Consider the following 24,686-nt stretch of genomic DNA (forward strand, 5'->3'; position numbering starts at 1 on the left):
CCGGAGTCCACACCAGGAAGACATGGATCACGTCTCAGAAATCGGCGACCTTCCCCCAGGCTGAAGCGTCGAAGCGCCGGGGATCATAGGAATTCGGATCGACGATCGGTTCCGACCCGGTCACCAGATCGGCGACGAGGTGACCGGCGCCCGGGCCGATGCCGAAGCCGTGTCCCGAAAATCCGGCAGCCAGGAAGAAGCCCGGCACCGTTTGGATCTCGCCGATGGCGGGCACGCCGTCCGGCGTGCTGTCGATGTAACCGGCCCAGGCCGCGCTGATCCTGGTCTTTCTGAGGTCGGGCAGGAGTTCGAGCGCCCGGGCATGGGTCAGGCGGATGGTCGCCTGATCCGGGGCCGGATCGAGGATGCGCATCCGCTCCATCGGTGTCGGTTGGTCGAGCCGCCAGCAACCGAGCGTTTCGTGGCCCGAGCGCATGCCCTGCAGACCGCCGGGTGCGAGGCTGCGCCAGCGCTTCAAGAACATGGGCAGGAACTGCGGCGAGAAGCGCAACTGCTGCGGCGTCACGTCCACCCGGCCGCGGCCGCTTATGGCGAGTGTGTAGCCGCCGTCGCCGCGACGCGTGGCCGAGATCCTTGCCGTGTGCAGCGCATCCGGCAGACCTTCAGCACCCGGCGAGACGGACAGTATGGAGGAACGGATCGACGCCTGCGGAAAGCGGAAGCCGAACTGCCGGCAAAAAGAGGAGGCCCAGGCACCGCCGGCCAGGACGGCCAGCTTCGTCCGGATCGCTCCGCTTTCGGTGACCACGCCGCTCAGGCGACCGCCCTCGGTCTCGATACCGCGCGCGGCGCAGCTCTGGTGCACGGAGCCCCCCAGTTTGAAAATGGCACGGGCGACCGAGGGCGCGGCGCGCGACGGGTCGGCTGTGCCGTCGGTCGGCGAGAAGACACCGCCCTTCCAGGTCCGGCCCGTGGCGCGGCCCCGCTCGCTGGCCTCGGCGCCGCCAAGCATGTGCGTGGTGACGCCGGCCGTCCTGGCGAAGTCACGCCAGCGCGCCCAGCCGGCCAGTTCCGCCTCGTCGTCGCTGAGATAGAGCAGGCCGCAGCGGCGAAAGCCGGTGTCCTCGCCGGTTTCCGCAGCGAAGCAGTCCCACAGATCGAGGCTTCGGGTTGCCATCGGCAGTTCGCGGGCGTCACGATTCTGCTGGCGGCACCAGCCCCAGTTCCTGGAGGACTGCTCGGCGCCGATGCGTCCCTTTTCGACAAGCACGACCTTCATGCCGCGCCTGGCCAGATAGTAGGCCGCGAAGACACCTACGAGGCCGCCGCCGATCACCACCGCGTCCGCGGACTTGGGCAGTTCGCCGGATGTCTCGATTTGCTGCAGCGGCGCGCGCATGGTCCCTCTACGTTTGAAGTGCCAATCCTAGCGCGTTGCGCAGGCAGCCGCTGCCGCAGTTGAGGCCCAAGCAGAATTTTATTCCGGCAGCCCGGTTGAAATCGGGAGTCGCTGCGTTTCAAAGCGGCATCGCTTGGATGGACAGGCCAGCGGGCTGTGGTAGTGTCAATGGCTACTAGCAAGGCAGCATTTTGTGCTGTGGCGCGTGCGTTCTGCGGAGACGGCCGTGAAACTGGATCGGATCGATATCAAGATCCTCTACGAGTTGCAGAAGAACGGCCGCATCACCAATGTGGAATTGGCCGATCTGGTGCATCTGTCGCCAAGCCCGTGCCTGATGCGGGTCAAGAAGCTCCAGTCGGAAGGCTACATCGAAGGCTATTCCGCGCAGGTCAACATCGGCAAGCTCGGCCAGACGCTGACCGTGTTCACCGAAATCACCTTGAAGAACCACCGCCAGGTCGACTTCGCCCGCTTTCTCGCCGTGGTGGAGAAGATCGACCAGGTCATCGAATGCCATCTTGTGTCTGGCGGCTACGACTATTTGATGAAATTCGTGACCGCCGGCATCGGTGAGTACCAGACGATCATGGAGCGGCTGACCGACATGGACATCGGCATCGACAAGTATTTCAGCTTCGTGGTGCTCAAGTCTCCCATCGTCAAGGCGCACATGCCGCTGCCCAGCCTGTTTCCCAGATGAGGCGGCTGCTTCCTGAAACGGGGGCCCTTTTTTCGATGTAGTCAGCGGTGGCCGTACTGGCTGACGAGCTCGGGGTCGCGGACGAGGCCGTCCAGCCAGGTCGGGTCAAGCTTCGGCACCGAGGAGAACAGAAGCTTGGAATAGGGGTGGGTGGGAGCCGTCAGCTTGTCTGGCGTGATCTGCTCCACCCGTTCCCCGTTGTACATGACCATGATCTCGTCGCAGATGGCCTCGACGACGGAGAGGTCGTGGCTGATGAAGATGTAGGAGAGTCCCAGCTCGCGCTGCAGCTCCTTGAGCAGCTCGATCACGGCAGACGCCACCACCGTGTCGAGGGCCGAGGTGATTTCGTCGCAGATGATCAGCTTGGGGTTGGCCGCCAGCGCGCGTGCGAAATTCACGCGCTGCTTCTGGCCGCCAGAGAGCTCCGATGGGTGACGGTAGCGCAAGCCCCTTGGCAAGCGCACCATGTCGAGCAGCTCGTCGACGCGCTTCGCGCGCGCCTGCCTGTCGAGCCGGTGATAGAAGGCCAGCGGACGAGAGATGATGTCTTCCACCGGCTTGGCCGGATTAAGCGCGGTATCGGCATACTGGAACACGATCTGCATCTCGCGCAGCTGGTCCTGACTGCGTTTCCTGGCGGCGCGCTGCAGGTCCTTGCCGTCGAAGACGATGTCGCCGGTCGCAGCAGGATGGATGCCTGCGATAACGCGCGCCAGGGTCGATTTTCCGCAGCCGGATTCGCCGATGACGCCGAGATTGCGCCCCTTCTCGACGACCAGGCTGACGGAATCGACCGCGCGGATGAGTGGCAGTCCGTCATCCCGAACCGGGCCGTAGCCGGCCGTCACATTGTCGATACGAAGCAGCTGCTTGGTCGCGGCATCTGCGTCCGCATGTGCTTGCCGCGGCTTCGGTTCGAAAGCGGCCAGCAGTTCGCGCGTATAGGGATGCTGGGCAGCCGAAAGGATTGCCGCGGTAGTGCCGGTCTCCTGCACTTCGCCGCCCTTCAGCACCACGATGCGGTCGGCGATCTGGGCGACGACCGCGAGGTCATGGGAAACATAGACACCCGCCACGCCGCCCGCCCGCATGACCGACTTGAATGCCTTCAGCACGTCGATCTGCGTCGTCACGTCGAGTGCCGTCGTCGGCTCGTCGAAGATGACCAGCTTGGGATCGCTGATGAGCGCCATGGCCGCCGACAGCCGCTGCAACTGCCCGCCCGAAACCTGGTGCGGATAACGGGTACCGATCCCTTCCGGGTCGGGCAGCGACAAGGCCCTGAACAGCTCGACCGCGCGCTGCCGCGCCTGTTCGGGCGGCATCAGCTTGTGGATCCGCGTGACCTCGATGACCTGCTCCATGATTGTGGAGGAGGGGTTGAACGAGGCGGCTGCGCTTTGCGGGACATAGGCGATGTCGGTGCCGCGCAGCCTGGCGCGTTCCTTTTCGGAAAGGGTAGCCATGTTCTTGCCGCCAACATTGATCTCGCCGCTGGTGATCCGGCAGCCGGGCCGCGCATAGCCCATCAGCGAGAGCGCCACCGTGGTCTTGCCGGAGCCGCTTTCTCCGATCAGGGCGACGATCTCGCCGTCGGCGATGTCGAGGCTGACGCCCTTGATGATTTCGACAAGTCGTCCGGAGTCGGTTTTCGCCTCGATCCGCAGGTTCCTGACCTCGACGAGATTGCTCATGCGTCCCGGTCCCTGATCTTCTGCGGCAGGTTGTCGATCAGCAGGTTGACGCTGATGGTGAGGCTGGCGATTGCCAACGACGGCACGATAACGGCGGGGGCCGCGAAAGGCAGGCCGCCGATGTTCTCGCGCACCAGCGCGCCCCAGTCGGCGAGCGGCGGCTGGAGACCGAGTCCCAGGAAGGACAGGCCGGAGAGTAAAAGCACGATGAAGACGAAGCGCAGGCCGAAGTCGGCCAGCACCGGGCGGATGATGTTGGGCAGGATTTCGGACCCGATAAGGTAGAGGGTGCTCTCGCCGCGGACACGGGCGACGGTGATGAAGTCCATGGTGTTGATGTTGACGGCGAGCGCGCGCGCAAAGCGGTAGGCGCCGGGGATATAGATGACGGCCAGCGTCAGAATCAGCACCGGGATCGACGAGCCGACCGCGGCGACGACCACAAGGCCGAACAGCTTGCTGGGGATGGAGTTCATGGCGTCCAGGAAGCGGCTGAGGCAGGTGTCGAGCCAGCCACCGGTGACGGCCGCAATCATCCCCAGCACGACGCCCGAAAAACAGGCGATGGAGACGGCGGCGAGCGATATGCCGACGGTGTAGCGGGCGCCCATCAGAACTCGTGAGAGCATATCGCGCCCAAGATAGTCCGAGCCGAGCCACAGTCCCTGGCGCATCGGGCCGAAATAGTCGTCGTCGACTATGTCGCCGATCGAATGGGGAATCACGTAGGGCGCAAGGATCGCGACGAGCGTCCAAGCCAGGATGACCAGCGCGGCCACGACGCCCACGAGGCTGTAGCTGTGGCCCAGGAAGGACCGCCGGGAGGTTGTCACGCGCCCTGTCGTCATCTGAGCCTCGGGTTGGACATGATGGCGACGACGTCAGCGGCGGTGATGAGAAAGAGATAGCCGAGGCAGAAGATCATCGCGCAGCTCTGGATCAGCGGCAGGTCGCGGGTGGCGACCGCATCGACCATCAGCTTGGCGATGCCGGGATAGTTGAAGATCGTCTCGACGATGATGACGCCGCCGACCAGATAGGAAAGCGAAAGCGCTACCGCGTTGACGATCGGCCCGAGCGCATTAGGGAGCGCGTGCCTCAGGACCATGCGGCTGCGCGAGGCGCCTTTCAGAAGCGCCATCTCGACATAAGGCGTGGAGAGCGTCTCGATCACCGCGGCGCGGGTCATGCGGATCATCTGGGCGGAGATGACGAAGGTGAGCGTGATCACCGGCATTGCATAGATGCGCACGAGATCGGTCAGCGAATGCGCCTCGTTGACCGAGGACAGCGCCGGCAGCCATTTGAGATAAACGGCGAAGAGCAGGACCGCGAGGGTCGCGACCATGAATTCCGGCACGGAGATGACGCCGATCGACAGGATGGTGACCGTGCGGTCGTAGACGGAGCCGCGCAACATGGCGGCGGTGATGCCGAGCGTCAGCGCCAGTGGCACCGAGAGCAGCGTGGTGATGCCGGCGAGCTTCATGGTGTTGACCAGGCGCCCGCCGATCAGCGCCGCAACAGGCATCTCGTTGGCATAGGAGGTGCCGAGGTCACCGTGGAGCAGGCCGAGAAGCCAGAGCAGGAAGCGCAGGATCGCCGGATCATTAAGATGCATAGCCTCACGCAGGCCGGCGACCGCTTCAGGAGTCGCCGCCTGGCCGAGCAGGATCGACGCGGTGTCGCCGGGTAGCATGCTGGTGGCGAAGAACACGGCGAACAGCACGATCAAAAGTGTGACGGCCGCGATCCCGAGCCGCTTCAGCACGAGGTTGAGAACCCCAGATGTCATGGAAGCGCTCCCTGCGGTTGTTCGGCCAAGCAATCTTGCGCAATGAACTGCCGGGGGCTGGCTGACCGGCCCCCGGCTGGCGTCTCTCAGGCTTCGAGCCAGAGATATTCCGCCATTGCGTAGCCCATCATGCCACCGAGCGGGTTCGCCTCCAAACCCTTCACCTTACTGGAGAGGGCATCCACGTTGGAAATGTAGGCCGGGATGATGGTGCCGGCCTCCTCGGAGACCATAGCCTGCATCTGGCCGTAGATCTCCTTGCGCTTGGCCTGGTCGAGCGAGCCGCGCGCCTCGATGAGCATCTTGTCGAACTTCTCGGACTTGTACTGGCTTTCGTTCCAGGGCGCGTTGGAAGCGTAGAGGAGCGAGAACAGGATGTCCGGCGTCGGGCGCGGATTGATGTTGCCGAAATGGATCGGCGCCTTGAGCCAGTAATTGTCCCAATAGCCGTCGGCCGGGACGCGCTGGACGTCGAGTTTCATGCCGATATCCGCGCCGGCGGCCTGGATGATCACCGCCATGTCGATCGACGAGGTCGCGGCGTCGGAAGCGATCACCGGGATGGACTGGCCGAGCAGGCCTGCCTTCTGGAAATGGAACTTCGCCTTGTCCGGGTCGAAAGCCTTCGGCTTGATGTCGGGATTGTGGAAGATGTTTGCCGGCGAGACAGGCTGGTCGTTGCCGATTTCGCCAAGGCCGCGCAATGCCGATTTGACGATCTGCTCGCGGTTGACGAGATACTTCATGCCGGCCACGAAATCGGCCTTGCTGCCCGGATCCATGTCGAGCCGGATGTTGAGGTCGGTATAGTTACCCGAGGTCGTCTTCGACAGCTCGAAGCCCTGCTGGCCGCCGATGAGCTTCATCGCGCGCGGATTGATCGAAGCCGCAAAATTGATGTCGCCGGAAAGCAGTGCGTTGACGCGGGCACTGTCGTCGCTGATGGCGATGAATTCGAAAGAGTCGAGATAGGGCTTGCCCGACTTCCAGTAGTTCTTGTTCTTGGTGACCACCGACCGCACGCCCGGTTCGAAAGCCTCGAGCACGAAGGCGCCGGTGCCATTGCCCTTGGAGAAGTCGGTGGTGCCGTCCTGGACGATCATGAAGTGATGCAGCGCCAGGATGGTCGGGAGGTCGGCATTCGGGTCGGCGAGCGTGATTTCGACGGTCGACTTGTCTACCGCCTTGAAGCCGGTCATCTGCGCGGCGATCTTGGCGACCTTGGAGCCGACCCCTTTGTCGAGATGGCGCTTCAGCGAGTAGACGACGTCGTCGGCGGTAAGGTCCTTGCCGTCGTGGAAGGTGACGCCCTTGCGCAGCTTCACCGTCCAGGTCTTGGCGTCCTTGCTGTCGAAGCTCTCGGCCAGTTCCATCTGGGTGACGCCATCCTTGTCGAGGAAAGTCAGGCGGTTGTAGAGCGAGCAGCAGCGGACATAGTCGGTGGAGAGCGACGCCTTTGCAGGATCAAGCGTGTCGGCGGTCGATGACGACCAGCCAGCGGCTTTGAAGTTTCCGCCGGAAACCGGCTCAGCGGCGACGGCATTGGTGGCGCGGCCGAGCACCAGGCTGCCCGCGGCAACCGCGGCGCCGCCGGCCAACAGCATCTTGAGAAGTTCGCGGCGGTTCGCGCCCCGCCGAATGGCGTTTTCGACCATGGCATCGTCTGCGCTGGTCCAGTTCGTGATCTTGTCGGTCATGTTATTCCCCTTTCTGTTTGTTTGGTCGGGATGCTCGTCTTGTTGCGGCTTTCCGGGCTTGGGCTCAGGTTCGTTCCTTCAGGCTTTCCCGCACGGCCGACGCCAATGCGGCCATTGAGGTGAAGTGGTAGTCCGGGGCGGTGAAGCGCTCCGGCTCGATCGTGCCGCCATAGCCCTTCTGGGCGTGCCGGCGTTCGATCCAGCAATTGGTCAGGCCAAGTGTCCTGGATATGCCGATGTCGTGATACTGGCTTTGCGCGACGTGCAGGATGTCGTCCTTGCTGTCACCCCGGGAGGCGACGAAATCAAAGACCTTCTGGAAGAACGCCGGATCCGGTTTCTCCGTTCTGATATCGTCGGCGGTAAAGGTGGCGAAGAAGGGCGATCCCAACTGCTTCTCGAAATGGTTGAGCGCCCAGCGCCGGGCATTGGTCATGGCAATCAGCTTGTGTGACTTCGCAAGCTCGGCCAATGCCGCCGCGCTGTCGGGAAAGCCTTGCCAGGTGCTGGCGGAGTTCCGCAGGCGGACGCCGTATTTCTCCTCGGCCGGCAGGCCGAGCGGCGGCGCGATGACCATGTAGACACGCACGAGATCGTCAGGGAACAGCCCTGCATCGGGCATGTAGCGGGCCTGCCGGTACAGGGCCAGCGCGGCTTCGCCATCGATGGAAATGCCAGCGTCACCGGCAATCCCGGCCAGGCAGGTGGTAATGCCGCCTTCGAAGTCGATCAGCGTGCCGACGACGTCGAAGGTCATGTATTTGAATTCGCTAAAGCCCCTGGCCAAGACTGGCTCTCCTCTGCGCGCGGCCGAATTGCATGGTGTTGAACAGAACAAAATTCCGTGCTGTCCGGGGCGTCGGCCTTTTCAAAAGCTCGGAAATTCGGGCCTTCTGGCCTTGTCTTAAGGACAGTCTGGCACTTCCCCCGCGCTGGATTCGCCGAAAAGGCGTGAGGGGGCGGCACAAAATTGCGAAATCGTCTGCCCCGGCGCTATTTCGAAACACGCGGTATTCGTCGCCCGTCATGCCAGGGCCTGGCGGACATCAGCATCGTCCAATGTTTGGTCGAGCGTCCGGCGCGTGCGCTCGATGATAGCATCGATGTCGTCGTCGGTGCAGCAGAGCGGGGGAGCGTAGCCGATAACCCCATTCGCAAAGGCACGGATGATGAGACCGTTGTCCCACGCCCTGTCGAAGACACGCCGCGCCGGCATGGCCGATGCGGGAAGCGGTGTCTTCCTCCTTTTGTCGACCACCAGTTCGATCGCGGCAAGCATGCCGCGACCACGCACGTCGCCCACCAGCGGGTGGTCTCTCAGGCCCTCCAGCCCCGCCATCAGGCGAGCGCCGGCCTTGATGCCGTTCTCCAGCAGGCCGTCTTCGTAGAGCTTCAACACCTCGAGCGCGACGGCGGCGCTGACGGGATGGGCGGAATAGGTATAGCCGTGGCCGACCGCAGAAGCGCCCGCGCCATCGGCGATGACGTTGTAGACATGATCGGCCATGAATACGGCGCCCATTGGAACATAGCCCGAGGTCAGCCCCTTCGCGGTCGTCATCAAGTCGGGAACGATGTCCTCGTCCGTGCAGGCGAAGAGAGGGCCCGTGCGGCCGAAGCCGGTGATCACCTCGTCGGCGATGAACAGGATGCCGTACTCCCGGCAGAGTTCGCGCATCGCCTTGATCCAGCCCTTCGGCGGGACGATCACACCACCCGATCCCTGGATCGGCTCGGCATAGAAGGCAGCGACCCGCTCCGGTCCGAGCTCCTCGATCTTGGCCTTCAGCGCAGCGAGCGATGCGGCGATGATCGCGTTCCCGTCCTCGCCTACGGGGTTGCGATAGGGGTAGGGCGAGGGGATCTTGTGTTGCCATTCGAAGGGAATGCCGAAACCGGCGTGAAAGGCGGGCAGGGCGGTCAGGCCCGCGCCGACCACCGACGATCCGTGATAGCCTTGTTCGATGGAAATAAACTGGTCGCGTTTCGGCTCGCCCCTGGCATTCCAATAGTAGCGAACGAAACGGATCGTGCTGTCGACCGCGTCAGACCCGCCGAGCGTGAAATAGACGTGATTGAGATCCCCGGGCGCGCGTTCGGCCAGTTCCGAGGCGAGCCGGATGGCCGGCTCCGAACCAAGGTCGAAATAGGCGGTGGCGTAGGGAAGCTCGCGCATCTGCCTAGCCGCCGCCTCGACGATGCTGTCGTGGCCGTAGCCGGCATTGACGCACCACAGCCCAGCGAAGCCGTCGACGAGTTGCTTGCCGGACGCATCGGTCACGGTCGCACCCTTCGCCGATTTCAAGACGCGCACGCCGAGCGCCTCATGGCCGCGGTATGAGGAGACCGGATGGATGAGATGGGCGCGGTCGAGTTCGATCAGGGAATTGGCGAGCATTGTTGTCCTCCGCGCTAGCCGAGCGCCTGGTTGGCGAGGGCGTAAACTTTTGGCCTGGTCTGTTCCGCGCCCGTCTTGGGCGGACGGTCCATGGCCACGCCGCCGCCGGCATGGGCGAGGCCGATGTCTTCGAGCCAGCCGGCAATGCCGGTCCGACTGTCGGTATCCACACGCAGAAAGGCGCCGGGGCGCGGCGCGGCGAAGAAGCTGATCAGGGCCTTGGCGTGCGCGGCACTTCCCGCGATGACCGGACCAATCACCTCGCCGCGTCCAAACGGGCGAATCGCGGCATAGGCTTCGATGGCGCCGTTGCGGCGGATAACCGCGAGTTGGCCGTGCTCGGCCAGCGCATCGATCAGGGCTTCGCGGTCGGCGCCATAGGCTTCGCGGTCCAGCGCTTTGATGTCCGACAGATCGTCGATGCGTGCGGCTTCCACGCCGTCGGGCGCGACGAGCTGTGCAACCGTGCCCTGATGCTGCAGGATCGTGCCGGAGGGCACAAAGCCCAGTTTCTGATAAAGAGGCATGCCGTCAGTCGTCGCGACGAGCCGCAGCGGACGGTCGCCGGCGAGGGCGAGAGCCTGATCCATAAGCCGGCGCCCGAGCCCCTTGCCCCGCTCGTTCCTGTCGACGATCACCATGTTGATCATGGCGCAATCCGCGCCGTAGGGCGTTACCAGGATGGTTCCGGTGACACGGCCCTCGTCGTCGAGCGCGACCGCGCCGCTTGAGAGCTGCAGCGCCATCTGCCAGTCCTGCGGGCGATGCGGCCACTTCTCCTGGCGAGAAAGCGCCACCGCTCCCTCGATATGGTCCGGCCCGAAGTCCTGGATTTCGATCTCGCCCTGCGGCATGGGGTGTCCCTATCGTCTGAGGTTAAGTCTCGGCCATCAGCGCGCCGCAGATCATCTGAAGGCTTCGGCTTCGACAGTATCTTTCGCCGTAGCGCGAGGCGTGCGCCGCATCTTGTGCTGGCACCCTCCACGGCGGACACGCTTCACATCTCGCGCGGCGCCGCTTCGGCACGGCAGATGCTACAGCGTGCCAAACCGGATGGTGGATACGGAACTTTCTGCTTTCGGGAGGGCGATTTCGGTCAGGTGGGCCGCCACCAGCCGTCCTATGATGAAATACATCCCAGCGCGGATGTGCTTCCACCGGAGATCGACGGACATGGCTTCCTTCAGGCCCAAATACATCACCTTCGACTGCTACGGCACGTTGACCCATTTCCAGATGGCGGAAGCGGCGCGAGACCTCTACGGCAGCCGGCTCGACGAACCGCGCATGCAGGAGTTCATCAAGAACTTCGCGGCGTATCGGCTCGACGAGATCATGGGCGACTGGAAGCCCTATGCCGACGTCGTTCACAACGCGCTCGAGCGCTCCTGCAAGCGCAATGGCGTCGCCTTCAGCGCCGACGACGCCAGGATGGTCTATGAGCGTGTCCCGACCTGGGGACCGCACGCGGACGTCCCGGCCGGCCTGGCGAAGGTGGCCAAGGAGATTCCGCTGGTCATCCTGTCCAACGCCATGAACGCGCAGATCATGTCCAATGTCGAAAAGCTAGGCGCGCCGTTCCATGCCGTCTACACGGCCGAGCAGGCGCAGGCCTACAAGCCTCGCTTCCAAGCCTTCGAATACATGCTCGACATGCTGGGCTGCGGTACGGAGGACATCCTTCACTGCTCGTCTTCGTTCCGCTACGACCTGATGTCGGCCCACGATCTCGGCATAAAGAACAAGGTCTGGGTCAACCGGGGCCACGAACCGGCCAACCCGTACTATGGCTATGTCGAGATATCAGACATTTCGGGTCTTCCAGGCGTGGTCGGTCTCTGAAACAGGCGGGTTGCCGATGAAGTTCGTCTCCTACTGGCACGACACGGCCCCTGTCTTTTCCGGCGGGGCGCAAACCCCAGTCGAGGGGCACTACGATGCCGCCATCATCGGCGGCGGCTTCACCGGTCTCGCCGCGGCGCGCCAACTGGCGAAGGCTGGCGCCAAGGTCGCCGTGCTGGAGGCGGAGCGGGTCGGCTGGGGCGCATCCGGTCGCAATGGCGGGCACTTGAACAACGGCCTCGCCCACAGCTATCTCTCGGCCAAGGCCGAGCTCGGCAAGGAACGCGCAATCGCGCTCTACCGGGCGCTCGACGACTCTGTCGATACCATTGAGGCGCTGGTCGCCGAAGAGGGCATCGACTGCAATTTCCGCCGCGCCGGCAAGCTGAAGCTCGCCTCCAAGCCGCTGCATTTCGAAGCGATCGTCCGCAACTTCGAAGCCCTCCATGCCGAAGTCGATCCGGATACGGAGCTGCTGTCGACGGCCGATCTCAAGTCCGAGATTGGCTCGCCCTTCCACGGCGCGATGCTGTCGAAGAAGAGCGCCATGATGCATATGGGCCGCTATGTGGCAGGCTTGGCCACGGCCGCCGCCCGCCACGGTGCGGTGATCCACGAGAACGCGGCGGTGACCGACCGCAAGCAGGCCGGCAACAGGCATGAGCTGACAACCTCCCGCGGGCGGATCAGCACCGACAATGTGCTGGTGGCGACCGGCGCTTACACGACGCCGAATTTCGGCTATTTCCGCCGCAGGATCATCTCCGTCGGCAGCTTCATCATCGCTACAAGGCCGTTGAGCGACGCCGAGATCGCTGCGACCATGCCCGGCAACCGGACATGCGTGACATCGATGAACATAGGCAACTACTTCCGGCTTTCGCCGGACAGGCGCCTGATCTTCGGCGGTCGCGCACGCTTCTCGGCGACATCGGACCAGCGCTCCGATGCCAGGAGCGGACAGATATTGCAGGCAGGCCTTGCGGCGATCTTCCCGCAACTGGGCAAGGTCGAGATCGACTATTGCTGGGGCGGGCTGGTCGACATGACCAAGGACCGTTTTCCGCGGGCCGGCTACCATGACGGTGTCTGGTACGCGATGGGCTATTCCGGCCACGGCGCGCAGCTTTCCACGCATCTCGGCATGATCCTGGCTGATGCCATGCTCGGCCGCGAGGACCGCAATCCGATCAAGGGGCTCGAGTGGCCTTCCATTCCCGGCTATTCCGGCAAGCCCTGGTTCCTGCCGATGGTCGGCCTCTACTACAAGGCGCTCGACCGGATCCAGTGATCGTCGAACCGGACCGTCCGGGCTGTCAGTCTAGCCCGCCGATGTGGAAGCTCTTCATCTCGAGATATTCCTCGATGCCGGCCTGCGCACCCTCACGGCCGAGGCCGGACTGCTTGACGCCGCCGAAGGGGGCGACTTCCATCGAGACCGAGCCGGTGTTGAGCCCCACCATACCGAACTCCAGCGCTTCGCCGACGCGCCAGGCGCGTTTCAGGTTCTCGGTGTAGAAGTAGGAAGCAAGCCCGTAGGGCGTGCCGTTGGCGATCGCGATCGCTTCCTCTTCCGTCTCGAACCGGAAAAGCGGCGCGACCGGGCCAAACGTTTCCTCGCCGGCGAGCTGCATGTCTCTCGTGGCGCCGGTCAGCACCAGCGGCGCGACATATTGAGGACCCTCCGGCAGCGCCGGCTTCTCGCTGATGATCACAGCACCCTTGGCGATCGCGTCGTCGACATGTCGGTTGATCTTCTCGACCGCCGCCATGTTGATCATCGGCCCGATGGTGACGCCAGGCTGCGTGCCGGGCCCCACCGTCATGGCGTTGACGCTCGCGGAAAGCTTCGCGGCGAAGGTTTCGTAGACAGTGGCCTGGACGAGAATGCGGTTGGCGCAGACGCAGGTCTGGCCGCCGTTGCGGAACTTCGAGACAAGCGCGCCCTCGACGGCGAGATCGAGATCGGCGTCGTCGAAGACGATGAGAGGCGCGTTGCCGCCGAGTTCGAGACTGAGCCGCTTAACGCTGTCCGCCGCTCCACGCATCAGCAGCGAACCCACCCGCGTCGAGCCGGTGAAGGAGATCTTGCGAACGGTTTCGTTCGCCATGATCTCGTTGCCGATTTCGGCCGGCATGCCGGTGACGATGTTGATGACGCCGGCGGGGATGCCCGCGCGCTCGGCAAGCACGCCGAGCGCCAGCGCCGAATAGGGGGTGAACTCGGATGGCTTGATGACCACCGTGCAGCCGGCAGCCAGCGCCGGCGCGACCTTGCGGGTGATCATCGCGTTGGGGAAGTTCCACGGCGTGATGATGCCGCACACACCGACCGGTTCCTTCAGCACGATGATGCGCCTGTCTGGCGTCGGCGAGGGGATGGTGTGGCCGTTGATGCGGCGGGCTTCCTCGGCGAACCATTTGACGAAGGACGCGCCGTAACGGATCTCGCCCCTGGCCTCGTCCAGCGGCTTACCCTGTTCCGTCGTCAGGATCAGCGCGAGATCGTCCAGATGCGCCAGCATCAGGCCATGCCAGGCCTCCAGGAGGCCGGCTCGCTCGGCGTTGGTCTTCTTCTTCCAATCCGCATTGGCGGAAGCGGCGGCCTCTATGGCCGCGCGGGTCTCCGGACCGGCCATGTCGGGCACAGTGCCGATCGCTCCCTGCGTTGCCGGGTCGACGACTTCGACCGTCCTCCCGGAGCCTGCAGCGACCCACTTACCGCCGACCAGGCCGGCATCACGGAAGAGACTTTTGTCTTTCAGGTTTTTCATCGAAAACGACCTTGCAATCAGGGGAATGCCGCGACGATGGCGGCCGTGATGGTTTCCGTGGTGTCCTTGCCGGCAGTTGTTCCAACGCCTCGCGCGGTCGTCGCCTCGATCGCCTTCATCACGCGGCTGGCCGCGGCCTTTTCGCCCAGATGGTCGAGCATCATTGCGCCGGACCAGATGGTGGCGATCGGATTGGCGATGCCGAGATGGGCGATGTCAGGCGCGGAGCCGTGCACCGGCTCGAACATGGATGGCGCCGAGCGATCGGGGTTGATGTTAGCGGAGGCCGCGTAGCCGAGCCCGCCCTGGATCGCTGCGCCGATATCGGTCAGGATGTCGCCGAACAGGTTGGAGGCGACGACCACGTCGAGGCTCTCCGGCGCCATGATCATGCGCGCGGCGAGCGCGTCTACATGATAGCTGGTCACTTCGACGTCGGAGTACTCGGCGGCCAGCTTGCGGGTAATCTCGTCCCAGAACACCATCGAATATTTCTGCGCGTTGGATTTGGTGACGGAGGCGAGCTTGCCGCGCCGCGCCCGCGCCTGCTCGAAGCCGAAGCGCAGGATGCGCTCGACGCCGGCACGAGTGAAGATCGAGGTCTCCACGGCGACCTCGTCCAGCGTGCCTTGATGCACGCGCCCGCCGGCGCCCGAATATTCGCCTTCGGTGTTCTCTCGGATGCACAATATGTCGAAGTTTTCCGCCCGCAGCGGCCCTGTCACGCCCGGCAGCAGGCGGTGCGGCCGGATGTTGGCGTACTGCACGAATGCCTTGCGGATCGGCAGCAGCAGGCCGTGCAGCGAAACGGAATCCGGCACCTCCGCCGGCCAGCCGACCGCGCCGAGAAGGATGGCGTCGAAGCCGCGCAAGGTCTCGATGCCGTCCTCGGGCATCATGCAGCCCGTCTGCTTGAATAAGCGGCAGGACCAGGGCAACTCGGTTCCCGCTACGGCAAAGCCAAAGTTTCTGGCCGCCGTTTCCAGCACTGTCCAAGCGGCGGCGGTCACATCGCGGCCGATGCCGTCACCAGGGATCAGGGCGATCGAGTAGGTCGTCATCGGCATCACTTCAAAGGCTGATCAGGACACTCTTGGTCCTGCGGTTGGCGAGATAGGCCTCACGGCCAAGATCCTTGCCGATGCCGGACCGCTTGTAGCCCCCGGTTGGCAGGATATGGTCGCGCGAGCGGCTGTAGCGGTTGACCCAGACGGTGCCCGCTTCGAGCTTGCGCGCGAAGCGGATGGTGCGGGACAGGTCGGAGGTGAAGAGGCCGGAAGCCAGTCCGTAGGTCGGGTGGCTGGATAGCGCCAGCGCCTCCGCCTCGGTCTCGAAGGTCTGGACGGTCAGGACGGGGCCAAAGATTTCCTCGACGATCGCCGGATTGGCCTGGTCGACGTCTGCGATCAGCGTCGGCTCGTAGAAATAGCCGAGGCTGTCCATCGCGGCGCCGCCGGTCAGGCATTGGCCGCCGGCTTCGACCGCGGCCCGCACGATGCCGTCGACACGCGCCCTTTGCCGTTCCGAGATGACAGGGGAATACTGCGTCGCCTCGTCCCAGGTCGGGCCGGGCCGCACCGCCTTCATCTTCTCCAGGATTGTGGCCGTCAGCCTGTCGGCCACGCTCTTCTCGACGATCAGGCGCGTGCCGGCGACACAGGCCTGGCCGGCATTGAAGGTGACGCTGCCGGCGATCGCCGTCGCTGCCTTCTCCAGATCGGCATCGGCAAAGACGATCTGCGGGCTCTTGCCGCCGAGTTCCAGCGTCATCGGTTTGACGCCGGTGCGAGCGACGTTTTCCATGATGGCCGAACCGGCGCGGGTCGAGCCGGTGAAGCTGACCTTGGCGATCTCGGGATGGCCGGTCAGCGCCGTTCCAGTCGTCGGGCCGTCTCCCAGGACTACGTTTATGAGCCCTGCCGGTAAGCCTGCCCTCACGGCGAGTTGTGCCATGTAGACTGCGGAAAAGGGCGTCATTTCCGACGGCTTCAGCACGACCGCATTGCCCGCGGCCAGTGCCGGACCAAGCTTCCAGCCAGCCATCGAGATGGGGAAGTTCCACGGCGTGATCGCGCCGACCACGCCATAGGGCTCGCTCATGATCATGCCGAGACTGGCGTCGTCGGTCGGCACCAGCTCGCTGCCTTCCTTGTCGGCGAATTCGGCAAAGAAGCGGATCTGCTCGGCGGTTATGGCAATGTCGCCGGCGACGAGCTGGCCGACGGGCCGCGTCGAGCACAGCGCCTCGATTTTTGCCAGCGTTTCGGCTTCCGCGTCGATCAGGTCGGCCCAGGCCTGGAGCGCCCTGGTGCGCTCGCGCGGCCGAACGCCGCCCCAGTTGCTGGTCTTCAGCGCCGCCTTGGCGCCCGCTACCGCCTGGTCGACCATTTCGACGCCGGCCACGGGGCTGACGGCGTATGCCTTGCCATCCGACGGGCGGCGCATCTCGATCGCACCCTCGGCCGCGATCAGCCCCCCGTCGATAAAATGGCCGACGGGAAGGGAGACGGTATCCGGGTCGAAGCTCAGGCCCATGGGCGCCCACTCTCAGCTGTTCTGGAGGAGCCTAGCCCGCGCAACAGCGCAGCATGCACCGTTCGAAGATCGGTCGCGGATGATTGTTGCGTGCTGGCGATGAGGGACGGCAAAATCTGTTGCGGCGGCGCCGGCTCGCGCAGACCCACTACCCTACCGTGACGTAGATCTTGCGCACCGTTTCGATGGTCTTCCAGACACCGGTGAAGCCGGGCTTCATCACGAAGCTGTCGCCGGCGCGGTAGGTCACCGCCTCGCCGGCGTCGGGCGTGATCTCGATCGCGCCGGAGAGGATGTGGCAGAACTCGAAGGTCTCGCCCTTGATCGAGCGCGTCTCGCCTGGCGTCGCTTCCCAGACGCCAGTGTGGACGAGATCGCCCTTGGCGACGTCCTGCGCCCAGGTCTTGAAGGCGGGGTCGCCGGCTATCAGCCGTTCGGGCAACGCCTTGGACTGGCGTGGCGGGAAAGATGGGGCGGTGTCGACGGTCTTGAGCAGGGACAAATGATGGCCTTTCAGGTTGGATTTCAATAGCCGCGCGACCGGTCGACGAGCCCGATGGGATCGACCCCGGCGCGGTGGCGTCGGATGTTTTCGATGACGGCGCGTGCGGCGCTCGCGGGCTGGGTGACGCTGGCGACATGCGGGGTCAGTATGATCTTCTGATGCGACCAGAAGGGATGGCCTGCGGGCAGCGGTTCGGGATCGGTGACGTCGATCATCGCCGCCGAGAGTTGGCCACTGTCGAGCGCAGAGACAAGCGCTTCATGATCGAGCTGTGGCCCGCGTCCCGTGTGGACGAGCGCCGCGCCTTTTGGCAGCCTCGCAAACAGGTCGGCATCGAGGAAACCGTGCGTGTCCTCGGTTAGCGGCAGCAGGCAAACCAGTATGTCGCTGGCCACCAGCGTCCGCTCCAACCCGAGCTCGCCGTGGTGACAGGTCACGCCGTCAATCTGCCGTGGCGAGCGGCTCCAGCCGGCGAGCGGGAAACCGAAGGGCTTCAGCCGGTCGAGGACGGCCTGGCCGAGTTGCCCGAGGCCAAGCACGCCGATCCGGCGCGACCCGGCCTGCAGCTGTGGGATGTCACGCCATTCGCCGGCGCGTTGCTGTGCCAGATAGGCGGGCAGGTTGCGATGCAGGGCGAGCACGGCCAGCGTCACATACTCCTGCATCATGCGCACGATGCCTTCCTCGACCGTGCGCACGATCTTCACCTGTTCCGGTAAGGTATCGAGGCGGAACTGGTCTACGCCGGCGCCAATGGAGAACAGGATCTCCAGGTTCCTGTAGCGCGCGAGGTCTTCTGGCGCGGTCCAGGTAATGAGATAGCGTACGGAGTCAGGATCGACTGTTGCGGCATCCATAGTGAAGGGGACGTCCGGTAGTTCCTCGGCGAAGGCATCGGCGAAGATCGCTCCGCGCCGCGCATCGGAATTGAACAGGAATGTCATTCCGGTTCCCCTTCAAGCCGCGCAGCGGGCGCCGAGCGCCTCGATCAATCGCTGGCAGGCGGCGAGTTCGCTGGTGAGAATGTACTCATCCGGCTTGTGGGCGCGATCGATGTCGCCGGGGCCGCAGATGATCGCATCGACCCCGGCAGCTTGGTAAAGTCCGGCCTCCGTGCCGTAGCTGACGGCGGCAAGCGGCGCTTCGCCGGTCAGATCGGCTAACAGTGCCGCCAGTGCCGCGTCCTGCGGCAGCGACAGCGCCGGATAGGCGCTCATCGGCGTCCACTCGACCCGAAAGCCTTCGACCGCAAGGGCCTCGGCTCGCGCCTTGACCGACGTGAGCAGGCTGGCCGGGTCGACGCCTGGAATGGCGCGCGCCTCCAGGTCCAGCGTGCAGGTGCCGGGAATGATGTTGACCGACTGTCCGCCCGCCACCACGCCCGCTTGCAGCGAGGAGTAGGGCGGCTCGAAGGCAGGGTCGAACGGACCGTTCGCTAGCCGCTCGGCTTCGCTCACGGCCGTGCTCAGCGCACCGGCCATGGCGTGGATGGCGTTGAGGCCGAGATCGGGCCGCGAGGAATGGCCTGAGCGCCCGTTGATCGTCACGCGGCCGGCCGCCTTGCCCTTGTGGCCGCGCACGGCGCGCATGCCGCTCGGCTCGCCGACGATGACACCGAGCGGCTTCGCGCAAAGCTCGGGGAGGCGAGCGATCAAATGCGGCACGCCGCGGCATCCGACCTCCTCGTCATAGGAGAAGGCAAGATGAATTGGCCTGGCAAGGCCCAGTCCCGTCAGCGCAGGCACCGCCGCGAGCGCCGCGGCCAGAAACCCCTTCATGTCAGTTGTGCCGCGTCCGTAGAGTCGCGTGCCCTCTCGGCGCAGCGCGAAAGGAGCCGAACTCCATTGCGGCTCGCCGGCAGGAACGACGTCCATGTGGCCGGACAGGATGTAGCCAGGGACATCGGCGGGGCCGATCGTCGCGAACAGATTGGAACGGTCGCCTTCTGGCCCCGGGAGCACCGTGACCTGCGCCCCGTGCTCTACGAGATGGGCCTCTATCCAGCCGGCGATATCACCGTTCGGCTTGCCGGCGACCGATGGAAAGGCGACGAGACGGTCGAGGATGTCGAAGACGTCCATTCCAGCCCTCAAAGCATTTCGGGTCCACCGGGATCGATACCGTCGACCATACGCTGCTAGATTTCCGGAGAGGATGTGCGCGTTCTTTCGCGATTGCGTGCCGAAAGCGGAAATGTTTCAGTTGAATCTAGCGTTGGTGCGCGGCTTTCGAGCAAATCGTACCGGTCTGCTTGTTTAGCGTTGGTAGGGGCAGAGGGTGGCCGTCGGTGCGTCGCCCTCTGGTACGATAATCTTGCAGGGGCATGGAATTGAAGCCGTCCGGAAGCTTGAAAATCGATACGTTCTCGATGCGCGTCGGCGACATCGAAAGCGTCGAACTGGATCGCTTGCACGCGCTCTCGCTCTCCGTGGGATGGCCGCATCGCGCCGAGGACTGGCAATTCCTGCGCGAGTCGGGAGAAGGGTTCGTGGCGCTCGATGAGATCGGCCGAGTTCTCGGTTCGGCCATGTGGTTCGCGCATGGTGCCGATTTCGCAACCGTGGGCATGGTCATCACCTCGCCGCGGCTCCAGACCCTGGGGGCGGGGCAATGGCTGATGAAGCGGGTCTTCGACAAGGTCGTCGGCCGTGATCTGCGCCTCAATGCAACGCGCGCGGCAAGGCGGCTCTATCTCTCGCTCGACTTCCAGCCGGAGAAGACCGTTTATCAATGCCAGGGCATCGCCCGCGTGCCGACGACGGGTTGGCCGGCAAATATTCGAGGCGATGTCCGGACTTTGGACGCAAGGGATATTCCCGCCGTGATCGCGCTCGACGCGGCAGCATTTGGCGTAAGGCGGACGGCGCTCGTCGAACAGCTTTTCGCCCTCTCGGCCGGCTATGGTCTTTTCAAGAATGGCAGGCTGAACGCATTCGCGCTCTGTCGGCCGTTCGGGCGGGGCCATGTCGTGGGGCCGGTTGTGGCGGAAAGCGACGCGGATGCCGTGGCGATCGTGCGGCCGCACGTGGCCGACCATTCGGGGGCCTTCCTGCGCATAGACACCGACATGGACAAAGGCGAGTTCGCCGCCTTTCTGTCGCACAGCGGAATGCCCGTTTTCGACACGGTGCTCACCATGTCGATGGGCAAACGCCTCGCCAATTTTGCCGTCGGTGGTGCATCTGCGCCGGTGACCTATGGCCTCGCCAGTCAAACTCTCGGGTAGTCTAGTCCAGGGCGCGGGCCGGCGCGGCGGTTCACGCCGGCACAATCGCGGCGCTAGCTGGGAGAACTGACATCGAGGCGAGACGGCTTTTTTGCAACCATGCTGGACCAACGCAGCAGACCAAACTGGAAGTGTTACAGCCTTCCAAATTGCTTAAGGGGGCGTGGATCAATAGGGGTCATAGAATTAGCCGAGTTTCGATGGTGAAGCGTCGCGGAACCATACGAAACGATGCGGGAAGATTTCTGATTTTGGCCCACGAAAAACTAAATAAAATCAACGTTCTTGATACGTCCTCCGGGCCCACCATAACCTTTGATTTTTGAGGCGGCAAATCACGGCTGCTTCATGCCACAATCATTCTCTGACGCAGCTGCGGAATAGAGAAGCAGAGAGAATGCTAAGCCTGGACGTCAAATCGCGCCGGGCAGACCCTGTTGTGGACAAGAAAACCCGGCGGCAACCCGCCGGGTTTCGGTTTCGCCGAAGCGAGACCTGTTAGAAGTCGCGCTGGAAGCGGAGCATACCACCGACGCTGTTCTCCTTGTCGGCAGGCGTAAACGCGGGGTTGACAAAGTCAACATCGCCAAACCGGCCTGCATGGAGATAGTCGACTTCGGCCGTGACCGTGAAGCCGGGAACAACGTTGTAAGCGACGTTCGCTGCAACGCCGAGGTTCTTCCAGTCGTCAGCAGACACCTGAAGGTTGAACGAGGTCTTCTCGTTGAACTTGTAGGTGCCACCGCCCCACACTGCCCAGTTGCCGCCCCACTGCTTGTAGAAGCCGCGACCGTTGGCCGGGAAAGCCAAGGTCGTGTCGCTGAGGTTGTCGTCGGTGCCGTAGCCGGCCATGACCCACAGTTGCAGAGCGTCAGACACGTTCACGTCCAAGCGGGCCTTGAAGGCGACTTCTTCGTAGTTGCTGTCATAAGCGACGACACCGGTGATGGCGCCCCAGCCCTGCGTCCACTTCACACCGCCGACGACATGCGGAACGTAGCTGTCGATCGTGTAGGCGCCATAGCCTTCTTCGAGCGAGACGACGGCTGAGAAGCCGTTGCCAGCGTCGAAGTAGTACTGGATGACGTTGGTATCGAAAACGCCGTAGGGAACCAGCGTATCCTGGAGGACGTTGCCGGCGTAGCCGATGAACGTATCGAAGGCCGATTCGTCCTTGCCGACGCGCAGACCACCGAGCTGGATCCAGGCGAAGTTCAGCTCGAGGTCCTTATTGTGAGCCTCGTTGCCGAACTCGTCACCGAAGCCGTTGGAATTACCGAATTTGAAGCGGGTCTCGGTGTAGGTCTTCAAGGTACCGAGTTCGGTTTCCTGGCCGGTCCAGGTCTTCAGCGTGAAGCGGGTGTTCTTGAAGTACGTGCTGTTGTGATCTCCATCCTGATGATCCGCGGATTTCGCACCATCGAACGAGCCGGTGTCACCGATGCCGATGTCGTAGCGGACATAGCCGCCAATGCGCAGGCAGGTTTCGGTGCCGGGGATGTAGAAGTAGCCAACGCCGTACACGTCGCAAATCTTGACGTATTCAGCGGGTTCCGGCTCGGCGACGACGACGGCGTCGGCGGCGCGCGCACCGGAAACAGCGATTAGAGCCGCAGCGGAGCTGAGAAGAAGGCTCTTGATGTTCATTTTCAAACTCCAGCTTCAAAGTGGGTGCCGTGGATCTACCGGCCTCCGAAAAAGATGAGTGACACCTTTCCAAGTGTGAGATTTACGCTCGCGCTGAGTCACCACAATCGAAATCGGCCGCAACGAAATCAGTCGAGACGACATTGCCCAAACGATGTGACAAAAAAGGTACTATTTCGTTTCAACCCTAGGCCGCAGTAACGATTTAACCGTCTGAGCCAGATAGCGATAGCGGCGCGTTTAACGAAGAAGCCCATGAAGTTGGCCAGCAGCTTGTCGTAGCGGGTTGCGACACGGCGGACCTGCTTGAGCTTGGTTGAAGAAGCGCTCGATGATGTTGCTCTTTGTAGAGAGTGTCGTAGGGACGTTGGACCTTGCGGTTGCGCTTCGGTGGGATGACAATTTCGGCCCCTGTTTCAGCGATCTTTTCCTAACGGAACGTTGTCATGGCGAACTCCCTGGTTGGAGCCGGCTGATACACCCTTTTCGCCCAATTCTTACATTTTGCGCATTAAGAGGCACGAATACGAGGACCAGGCATTCAGCCAGCCGTAGCCGGTGTCCCAGCTGAGATAATAGTCAACGAATAAGACAGCATTCCTCAAAAATCAGTGCTGCAAGTCATATGCTTGCCCCGTCGATCGTAGTTGCTCAAGTGTTTTTCCTGCGCAACTTCCCGACCCGTCTGCGCCCACCGGATCGGCCTTGCCTCTTACAGTTATGGTGCCGGCCAGCCTGTCCGGCGAAATATAGACGGCAACCCCGTCTTGGCTAATTGTGGACAAATAGAAAGCACGATGCAGACCGCTAACCTCGCAATGCACCAAGAAGGGAAAGTCATCAAATGATCCCTCGCTGGAATGCGCGATGGCCGCAAACTGCGATAACGCAATGGCAGCCAAAGCTGCTCTTACGCGAGGATTTCGCCAAGACGCGACATATGCCATTGATTGGAACCCCGCTTGCTCGCCGTTATCCTTGATCGCCCGGTTGTGACGGTGGTGGTGCGGACAACCACGCCATTCCCACATCCGCACTATGAGCCGCTCTTCGAAAACCAAGTTCCGCACATAACAAGTTTCGCGCATATAGTGTCATTTGGCAAGTTCAGGACCAGCGAGTGCAATCGAAAAATAGCGCTTCATGGTATGTGTCCTCCCAAAAATCCCCACCTCAGCTCGGGCGCCTTCGGCTGCCTAGTGTCTCGCTCTTACTCTAAAAGTTTGAACCCTTGTTCCACGGGCGCCGTGCTGGGGATGTCGCCAGAACGCTTCACCGTATCTGCCTTATCTAGTAGTGCCGCGAACAATGCCTGGATCGGCTTGCTCTGCATCGCGGATTGTGCGGGCATCGTGGATGTCCTTGATGGGCGATCAAGTCAATCACACGTGGCCGCAGCCTCAAGCGCTTCGGCACGGGAAGGTTTGTGCAAATCCGCGATCCGCCGAACAGAAGCGTAGAACCTTGGATAGTCGCCGGAACACAGATCGAACAAGCGAAGAAACGCCGGAACCTGTTCGCCATAGACAGCGGTCGCGGCGAGCTTTGCATTGTTGATCGGGGCATCGAACCACGCGTCGTACCCCCGGTATCCGGCCCAGCGCTTGTCGCGCATTTGCCGGTAACGCGTCAGCAGCTTGTCGATCGTGGCTGCCTTGGCAGCCGCCATCTGCTCCGGGGTACGGGGACTTGCATAGACCTGCCCTAACTCGTCCCGCGTTTTCGACACCAGTCCAAGAAAATCGGCACGGCGCTTGCGATCGGCTTCGTAGCGGCGCAATCCGGCGTGATCGCCAGCGGCGCGCAGCCATTTCCTTACGCCGGTGGTTTCGACGGCGACCGCGAAAGCCTCATTGAATGCGGAGTCGTCATTCACATAGATGCGCTGATGCGCCAGTTCATGAAAGACAAGGCTTGCGAGATACGTGTCGTCCTGACGAAGCATGGTGCTTAGCAGCGGGTCACTGGACCAGCCCAAGGTGGAATAGGCGGTGATGCCTGTGACATAGACGTCCAGCCCCTGCCGATGAAGTTCGACAGCGCTTTCAGTCGCGGATTTCCGAGCAAAGTAACCCCGGTACGGAACGCAGCCGAAAACCGGAAAGCACCAGGTAAGTGGCGTCAGGGAGAATTGCGGCGCCGCAAAAACGGCCCAGGTCACAGCGTCCCGACCGATGTCAACATAGCTGCGGTAGCTGCTGTTGTCGGGCAGTGCCAGTTCATCTGTGGCAAACCGACGTATGGCGCTCGCCGACGTCAACTTGGCGCGCAATGCCTCGGGCGTGGAAGGATCATGGATCAGTTTTCCAACATTTTCGCGCGCCGCCATGATCTGCACATGACCCTCCAGGGACTGCGCGTAGTAGGAAATGCTTGTGCAGCCGGTCACCCCGGACGCCATGATCACCGCGGCAAGCAATCGAAAAACGCGCTTCACCAGCTTGCCCACCGCTTGCTCTTCTCCCCATGGAGCAAATATCCCCATTGCCCCGGGTCTCAAACAGGCG

21 protein-coding genes and 1 pseudogene are annotated in these 24,686 nt (G+C 63.1%); 4 read left to right on the forward strand and 18 right to left on the reverse strand.

The genetic code is table 11. The features are described 5' to 3' along the window. Positions 1–34: 34 nt before the first annotated feature. Positions 35–1,360 (reverse strand): NAD(P)/FAD-dependent oxidoreductase, encoded by a 1,326-nt coding sequence (locus CGZ66_RS34060; RefSeq protein ID WP_095091038.1) that lies wholly within the window; start codon positions 1,358–1,360, stop codon positions 35–37. 226 nt (positions 1,361–1,586) lie between these two features. Here CGZ66_RS34060 and CGZ66_RS34065 point away from each other — a divergent pair, with 226 nt between their 5' ends. Continuing rightward, positions 1,587–2,063 (forward strand): Lrp/AsnC family transcriptional regulator, encoded by a 477-nt coding sequence (locus CGZ66_RS34065; protein WP_095091725.1) that lies wholly within the window; start codon positions 1,587–1,589, stop codon positions 2,061–2,063. Positions 2,064–2,104: 41 nt separating this feature from the next. On the opposite strand, the gene CGZ66_RS34070 is transcribed toward CGZ66_RS34065, so the two are convergent. From CGZ66_RS34070 to CGZ66_RS40170, 8 genes are all read right to left on the reverse strand, one after another. After that, positions 2,105–3,760, reverse strand: a complete 1,656-nt coding sequence (locus CGZ66_RS34070; RefSeq protein WP_095091039.1) for an ABC transporter ATP-binding protein — start codon at positions 3,758–3,760, stop codon at positions 2,105–2,107. Next, complete coding sequence (locus CGZ66_RS34075; protein WP_095091040.1) at positions 3,757–4,608, reverse strand: ABC transporter permease; 852 nt, start codon at positions 4,606–4,608, stop codon at positions 3,757–3,759. The genes CGZ66_RS34070 and CGZ66_RS34075 overlap by 4 nt, the downstream gene beginning before the upstream one ends. After that, complete coding sequence (locus CGZ66_RS34080; RefSeq protein ID WP_095091041.1) at positions 4,605–5,555, reverse strand: ABC transporter permease; 951 nt, start codon at positions 5,553–5,555, stop codon at positions 4,605–4,607. The genes CGZ66_RS34075 and CGZ66_RS34080 overlap by 4 nt, the downstream gene beginning before the upstream one ends. A gap of 86 nt (positions 5,556–5,641) precedes the next feature. Further along, positions 5,642–7,252 carry an ABC transporter substrate-binding protein gene (locus CGZ66_RS34085; protein WP_095091042.1) on the reverse strand — a complete coding sequence of 537 codons (1,611 nt, stop codon included), beginning with the start codon at positions 7,250–7,252 and terminating at the stop codon, positions 5,642–5,644. Between the two features lie 64 nt (positions 7,253–7,316). Further along, positions 7,317–8,009 (reverse strand): HAD-IA family hydrolase, encoded by a 693-nt coding sequence (locus tag CGZ66_RS34090; protein WP_425352341.1) that lies wholly within the window; start codon positions 8,007–8,009, stop codon positions 7,317–7,319. 267 nt (positions 8,010–8,276) lie between these two features. Further along, positions 8,277–9,650 (reverse strand): aspartate aminotransferase family protein, encoded by a 1,374-nt coding sequence (locus CGZ66_RS34095; protein WP_095091044.1) that lies wholly within the window; start codon positions 9,648–9,650, stop codon positions 8,277–8,279. A gap of 14 nt (positions 9,651–9,664) precedes the next feature. Continuing rightward, positions 9,665–10,504 (reverse strand): GNAT family N-acetyltransferase, encoded by an 840-nt coding sequence (locus CGZ66_RS34100; RefSeq protein ID WP_095091045.1) that lies wholly within the window; start codon positions 10,502–10,504, stop codon positions 9,665–9,667. A 180-nt stretch (positions 10,505–10,684) separates the two neighbouring features. Further along, the gene (locus CGZ66_RS40170) at positions 10,685–10,825 is read right to left on the reverse strand and encodes a hypothetical protein (protein ID WP_167392327.1); all 141 of its coding nucleotides are present in this window, start codon (positions 10,823–10,825) and stop codon (positions 10,685–10,687) included. Between CGZ66_RS40170 and CGZ66_RS34105 the strand changes: the two genes are divergently transcribed. After that, positions 10,824–11,492, forward strand: coding sequence for a haloacid dehalogenase type II (locus CGZ66_RS34105; protein WP_095091726.1), 669 nt, complete (start codon positions 10,824–10,826; stop codon positions 11,490–11,492). The genes CGZ66_RS40170 and CGZ66_RS34105 overlap by 2 nt on opposite strands. Before the next feature lie 16 nt (positions 11,493–11,508). Then, positions 11,509–12,783, forward strand: coding sequence for an NAD(P)/FAD-dependent oxidoreductase (locus tag CGZ66_RS34110; protein ID WP_095091046.1), 1,275 nt, complete (start codon positions 11,509–11,511; stop codon positions 12,781–12,783). Between the two features lie 25 nt (positions 12,784–12,808). On the opposite strand, the gene CGZ66_RS34115 is transcribed toward CGZ66_RS34110, so the two are convergent. From CGZ66_RS34115 to argE, 6 genes are all read right to left on the reverse strand, one after another. After that, on the reverse strand, positions 12,809–14,266 hold the full coding sequence (locus tag CGZ66_RS34115) for an NAD-dependent succinate-semialdehyde dehydrogenase (RefSeq protein ID WP_095091047.1): 1,458 nt from the start codon (positions 14,264–14,266) through the stop codon (positions 12,809–12,811). 17 nt (positions 14,267–14,283) lie between these two features. After that, a complete protein-coding gene (locus CGZ66_RS34120) occupies positions 14,284–15,327 on the reverse strand; it encodes a tartrate dehydrogenase (protein ID WP_095091727.1) in 1,044 nt (347 codons plus the stop codon). Between the two features lie 10 nt (positions 15,328–15,337). Continuing rightward, positions 15,338–16,801 (reverse strand): aldehyde dehydrogenase family protein, encoded by a 1,464-nt coding sequence (locus CGZ66_RS34125; RefSeq protein WP_095091048.1) that lies wholly within the window; start codon positions 16,799–16,801, stop codon positions 15,338–15,340. A gap of 148 nt (positions 16,802–16,949) precedes the next feature. Next, a complete protein-coding gene (locus CGZ66_RS34130; protein WP_095091728.1) occupies positions 16,950–17,303 on the reverse strand; it encodes a cupin domain-containing protein in 354 nt (117 codons plus the stop codon). Between the two features lie 23 nt (positions 17,304–17,326). After that, positions 17,327–18,250, reverse strand: coding sequence for a 2-hydroxyacid dehydrogenase (locus CGZ66_RS34135; protein WP_095091049.1), 924 nt, complete (start codon positions 18,248–18,250; stop codon positions 17,327–17,329). A 12-nt stretch (positions 18,251–18,262) separates the two neighbouring features. Next, positions 18,263–19,387, reverse strand: coding sequence for an acetylornithine deacetylase (gene argE / locus CGZ66_RS34140; protein ID WP_095091050.1), 1,125 nt, complete (start codon positions 19,385–19,387; stop codon positions 18,263–18,265). 242 nt (positions 19,388–19,629) lie between these two features. Between argE and CGZ66_RS34145 the strand changes: the two genes are divergently transcribed. Then, a complete protein-coding gene (locus CGZ66_RS34145) occupies positions 19,630–20,532 on the forward strand; it encodes a GNAT family N-acetyltransferase (protein ID WP_095091051.1) in 903 nt (300 codons plus the stop codon). Between the two features lie 498 nt (positions 20,533–21,030). Here CGZ66_RS34145 and CGZ66_RS34150 read toward each other — a convergent pair whose 3' ends face one another. The 3 genes and pseudogenes from CGZ66_RS34150 to CGZ66_RS34165 all read right to left on the reverse strand — a co-directional run bounded on the left by CGZ66_RS34150 (position 21,031) and on the right by CGZ66_RS34165 (position 24,580). After that, the gene (locus CGZ66_RS34150) at positions 21,031–22,179 is read right to left on the reverse strand and encodes a porin (RefSeq protein ID WP_095091052.1); all 1,149 of its coding nucleotides are present in this window, start codon (positions 22,177–22,179) and stop codon (positions 21,031–21,033) included. A 212-nt stretch (positions 22,180–22,391) separates the two neighbouring features. Continuing rightward, positions 22,392–22,609, reverse strand: a pseudogene (locus CGZ66_RS34155) (IS5/IS1182 family transposase); the annotation flags it as partial. A gap of 948 nt (positions 22,610–23,557) precedes the next feature. Beyond that, positions 23,558–24,580 carry an aminopeptidase gene (locus tag CGZ66_RS34165; protein WP_167392408.1) on the reverse strand — a complete coding sequence of 341 codons (1,023 nt, stop codon included), beginning with the start codon at positions 24,578–24,580 and terminating at the stop codon, positions 23,558–23,560. Positions 24,581–24,686: the final 106 nt, after the last annotated feature.

Source organism: Mesorhizobium sophorae (assembly GCF_002270415.1).
Lineage (GTDB): Bacteria > Pseudomonadota > Alphaproteobacteria > Rhizobiales > Rhizobiaceae > Mesorhizobium > Mesorhizobium sophorae.

Bases quoted from the DNA above. Each gene is read 5' to 3' on its own strand.
- CGZ66_RS34060 (WP_095091038.1), bottom strand. From the start codon at position 1,360: ATGCGCGCGCCGCTGCAGCAAATCGAGACATCCGGCGAACTGCCCAAG.
- CGZ66_RS34070 (WP_095091039.1), bottom strand. From the start codon at position 3,760: ATGAGCAATCTCGTCGAGGTCAGGAACCTGCGGATCGAGGCGAAAACC.
- CGZ66_RS34075 (WP_095091040.1), bottom strand. From the start codon at position 4,608: ATGACGACAGGGCGCGTGACAACCTCCCGGCGGTCCTTCCTGGGCCAC.
- CGZ66_RS34080 (WP_095091041.1), bottom strand. From the start codon at position 5,555: ATGACATCTGGGGTTCTCAACCTCGTGCTGAAGCGGCTCGGGATCGCG.
- CGZ66_RS34085 (WP_095091042.1), bottom strand. From the start codon at position 7,252: ATGACCGACAAGATCACGAACTGGACCAGCGCAGACGATGCCATGGTC.
- CGZ66_RS34090 (WP_425352341.1), bottom strand. From the start codon at position 8,009: ATGACCTTCGACGTCGTCGGCACGCTGATCGACTTCGAAGGCGGCATT.
- CGZ66_RS34095 (WP_095091044.1), bottom strand. From the start codon at position 9,650: ATGCTCGCCAATTCCCTGATCGAACTCGACCGCGCCCATCTCATCCAT.
- CGZ66_RS34100 (WP_095091045.1), bottom strand. From the start codon at position 10,504: ATGCCGCAGGGCGAGATCGAAATCCAGGACTTCGGGCCGGACCATATC.
- CGZ66_RS34105 (WP_095091726.1), top strand. From the start codon at position 10,824: ATGGCTTCCTTCAGGCCCAAATACATCACCTTCGACTGCTACGGCACG.
- CGZ66_RS40170 (WP_167392327.1), bottom strand. From the start codon at position 10,825: ATGTCCGTCGATCTCCGGTGGAAGCACATCCGCGCTGGGATGTATTTC.
- CGZ66_RS34110 (WP_095091046.1), top strand. From the start codon at position 11,509: ATGAAGTTCGTCTCCTACTGGCACGACACGGCCCCTGTCTTTTCCGGC.
- CGZ66_RS34115 (WP_095091047.1), bottom strand. From the start codon at position 14,266: ATGAAAAACCTGAAAGACAAAAGTCTCTTCCGTGATGCCGGCCTGGTC.
- CGZ66_RS34120 (WP_095091727.1), bottom strand. From the start codon at position 15,327: ATGACGACCTACTCGATCGCCCTGATCCCTGGTGACGGCATCGGCCGC.
- CGZ66_RS34125 (WP_095091048.1), bottom strand. From the start codon at position 16,801: ATGGGCCTGAGCTTCGACCCGGATACCGTCTCCCTTCCCGTCGGCCAT.
- CGZ66_RS34135 (WP_095091049.1), bottom strand. From the start codon at position 18,250: ATGACATTCCTGTTCAATTCCGATGCGCGGCGCGGAGCGATCTTCGCC.
- argE (WP_095091050.1), bottom strand. From the start codon at position 19,387: ATGGACGTCTTCGACATCCTCGACCGTCTCGTCGCCTTTCCATCGGTC.
- CGZ66_RS34145 (WP_095091051.1), top strand. From the start codon at position 19,630: ATGGAATTGAAGCCGTCCGGAAGCTTGAAAATCGATACGTTCTCGATG.
- CGZ66_RS34150 (WP_095091052.1), bottom strand. From the start codon at position 22,179: ATGAACATCAAGAGCCTTCTTCTCAGCTCCGCTGCGGCTCTAATCGCT.
- CGZ66_RS34165 (WP_167392408.1), bottom strand. From the start codon at position 24,580: ATGGCGTCCGGGGTGACCGGCTGCACAAGCATTTCCTACTACGCGCAG.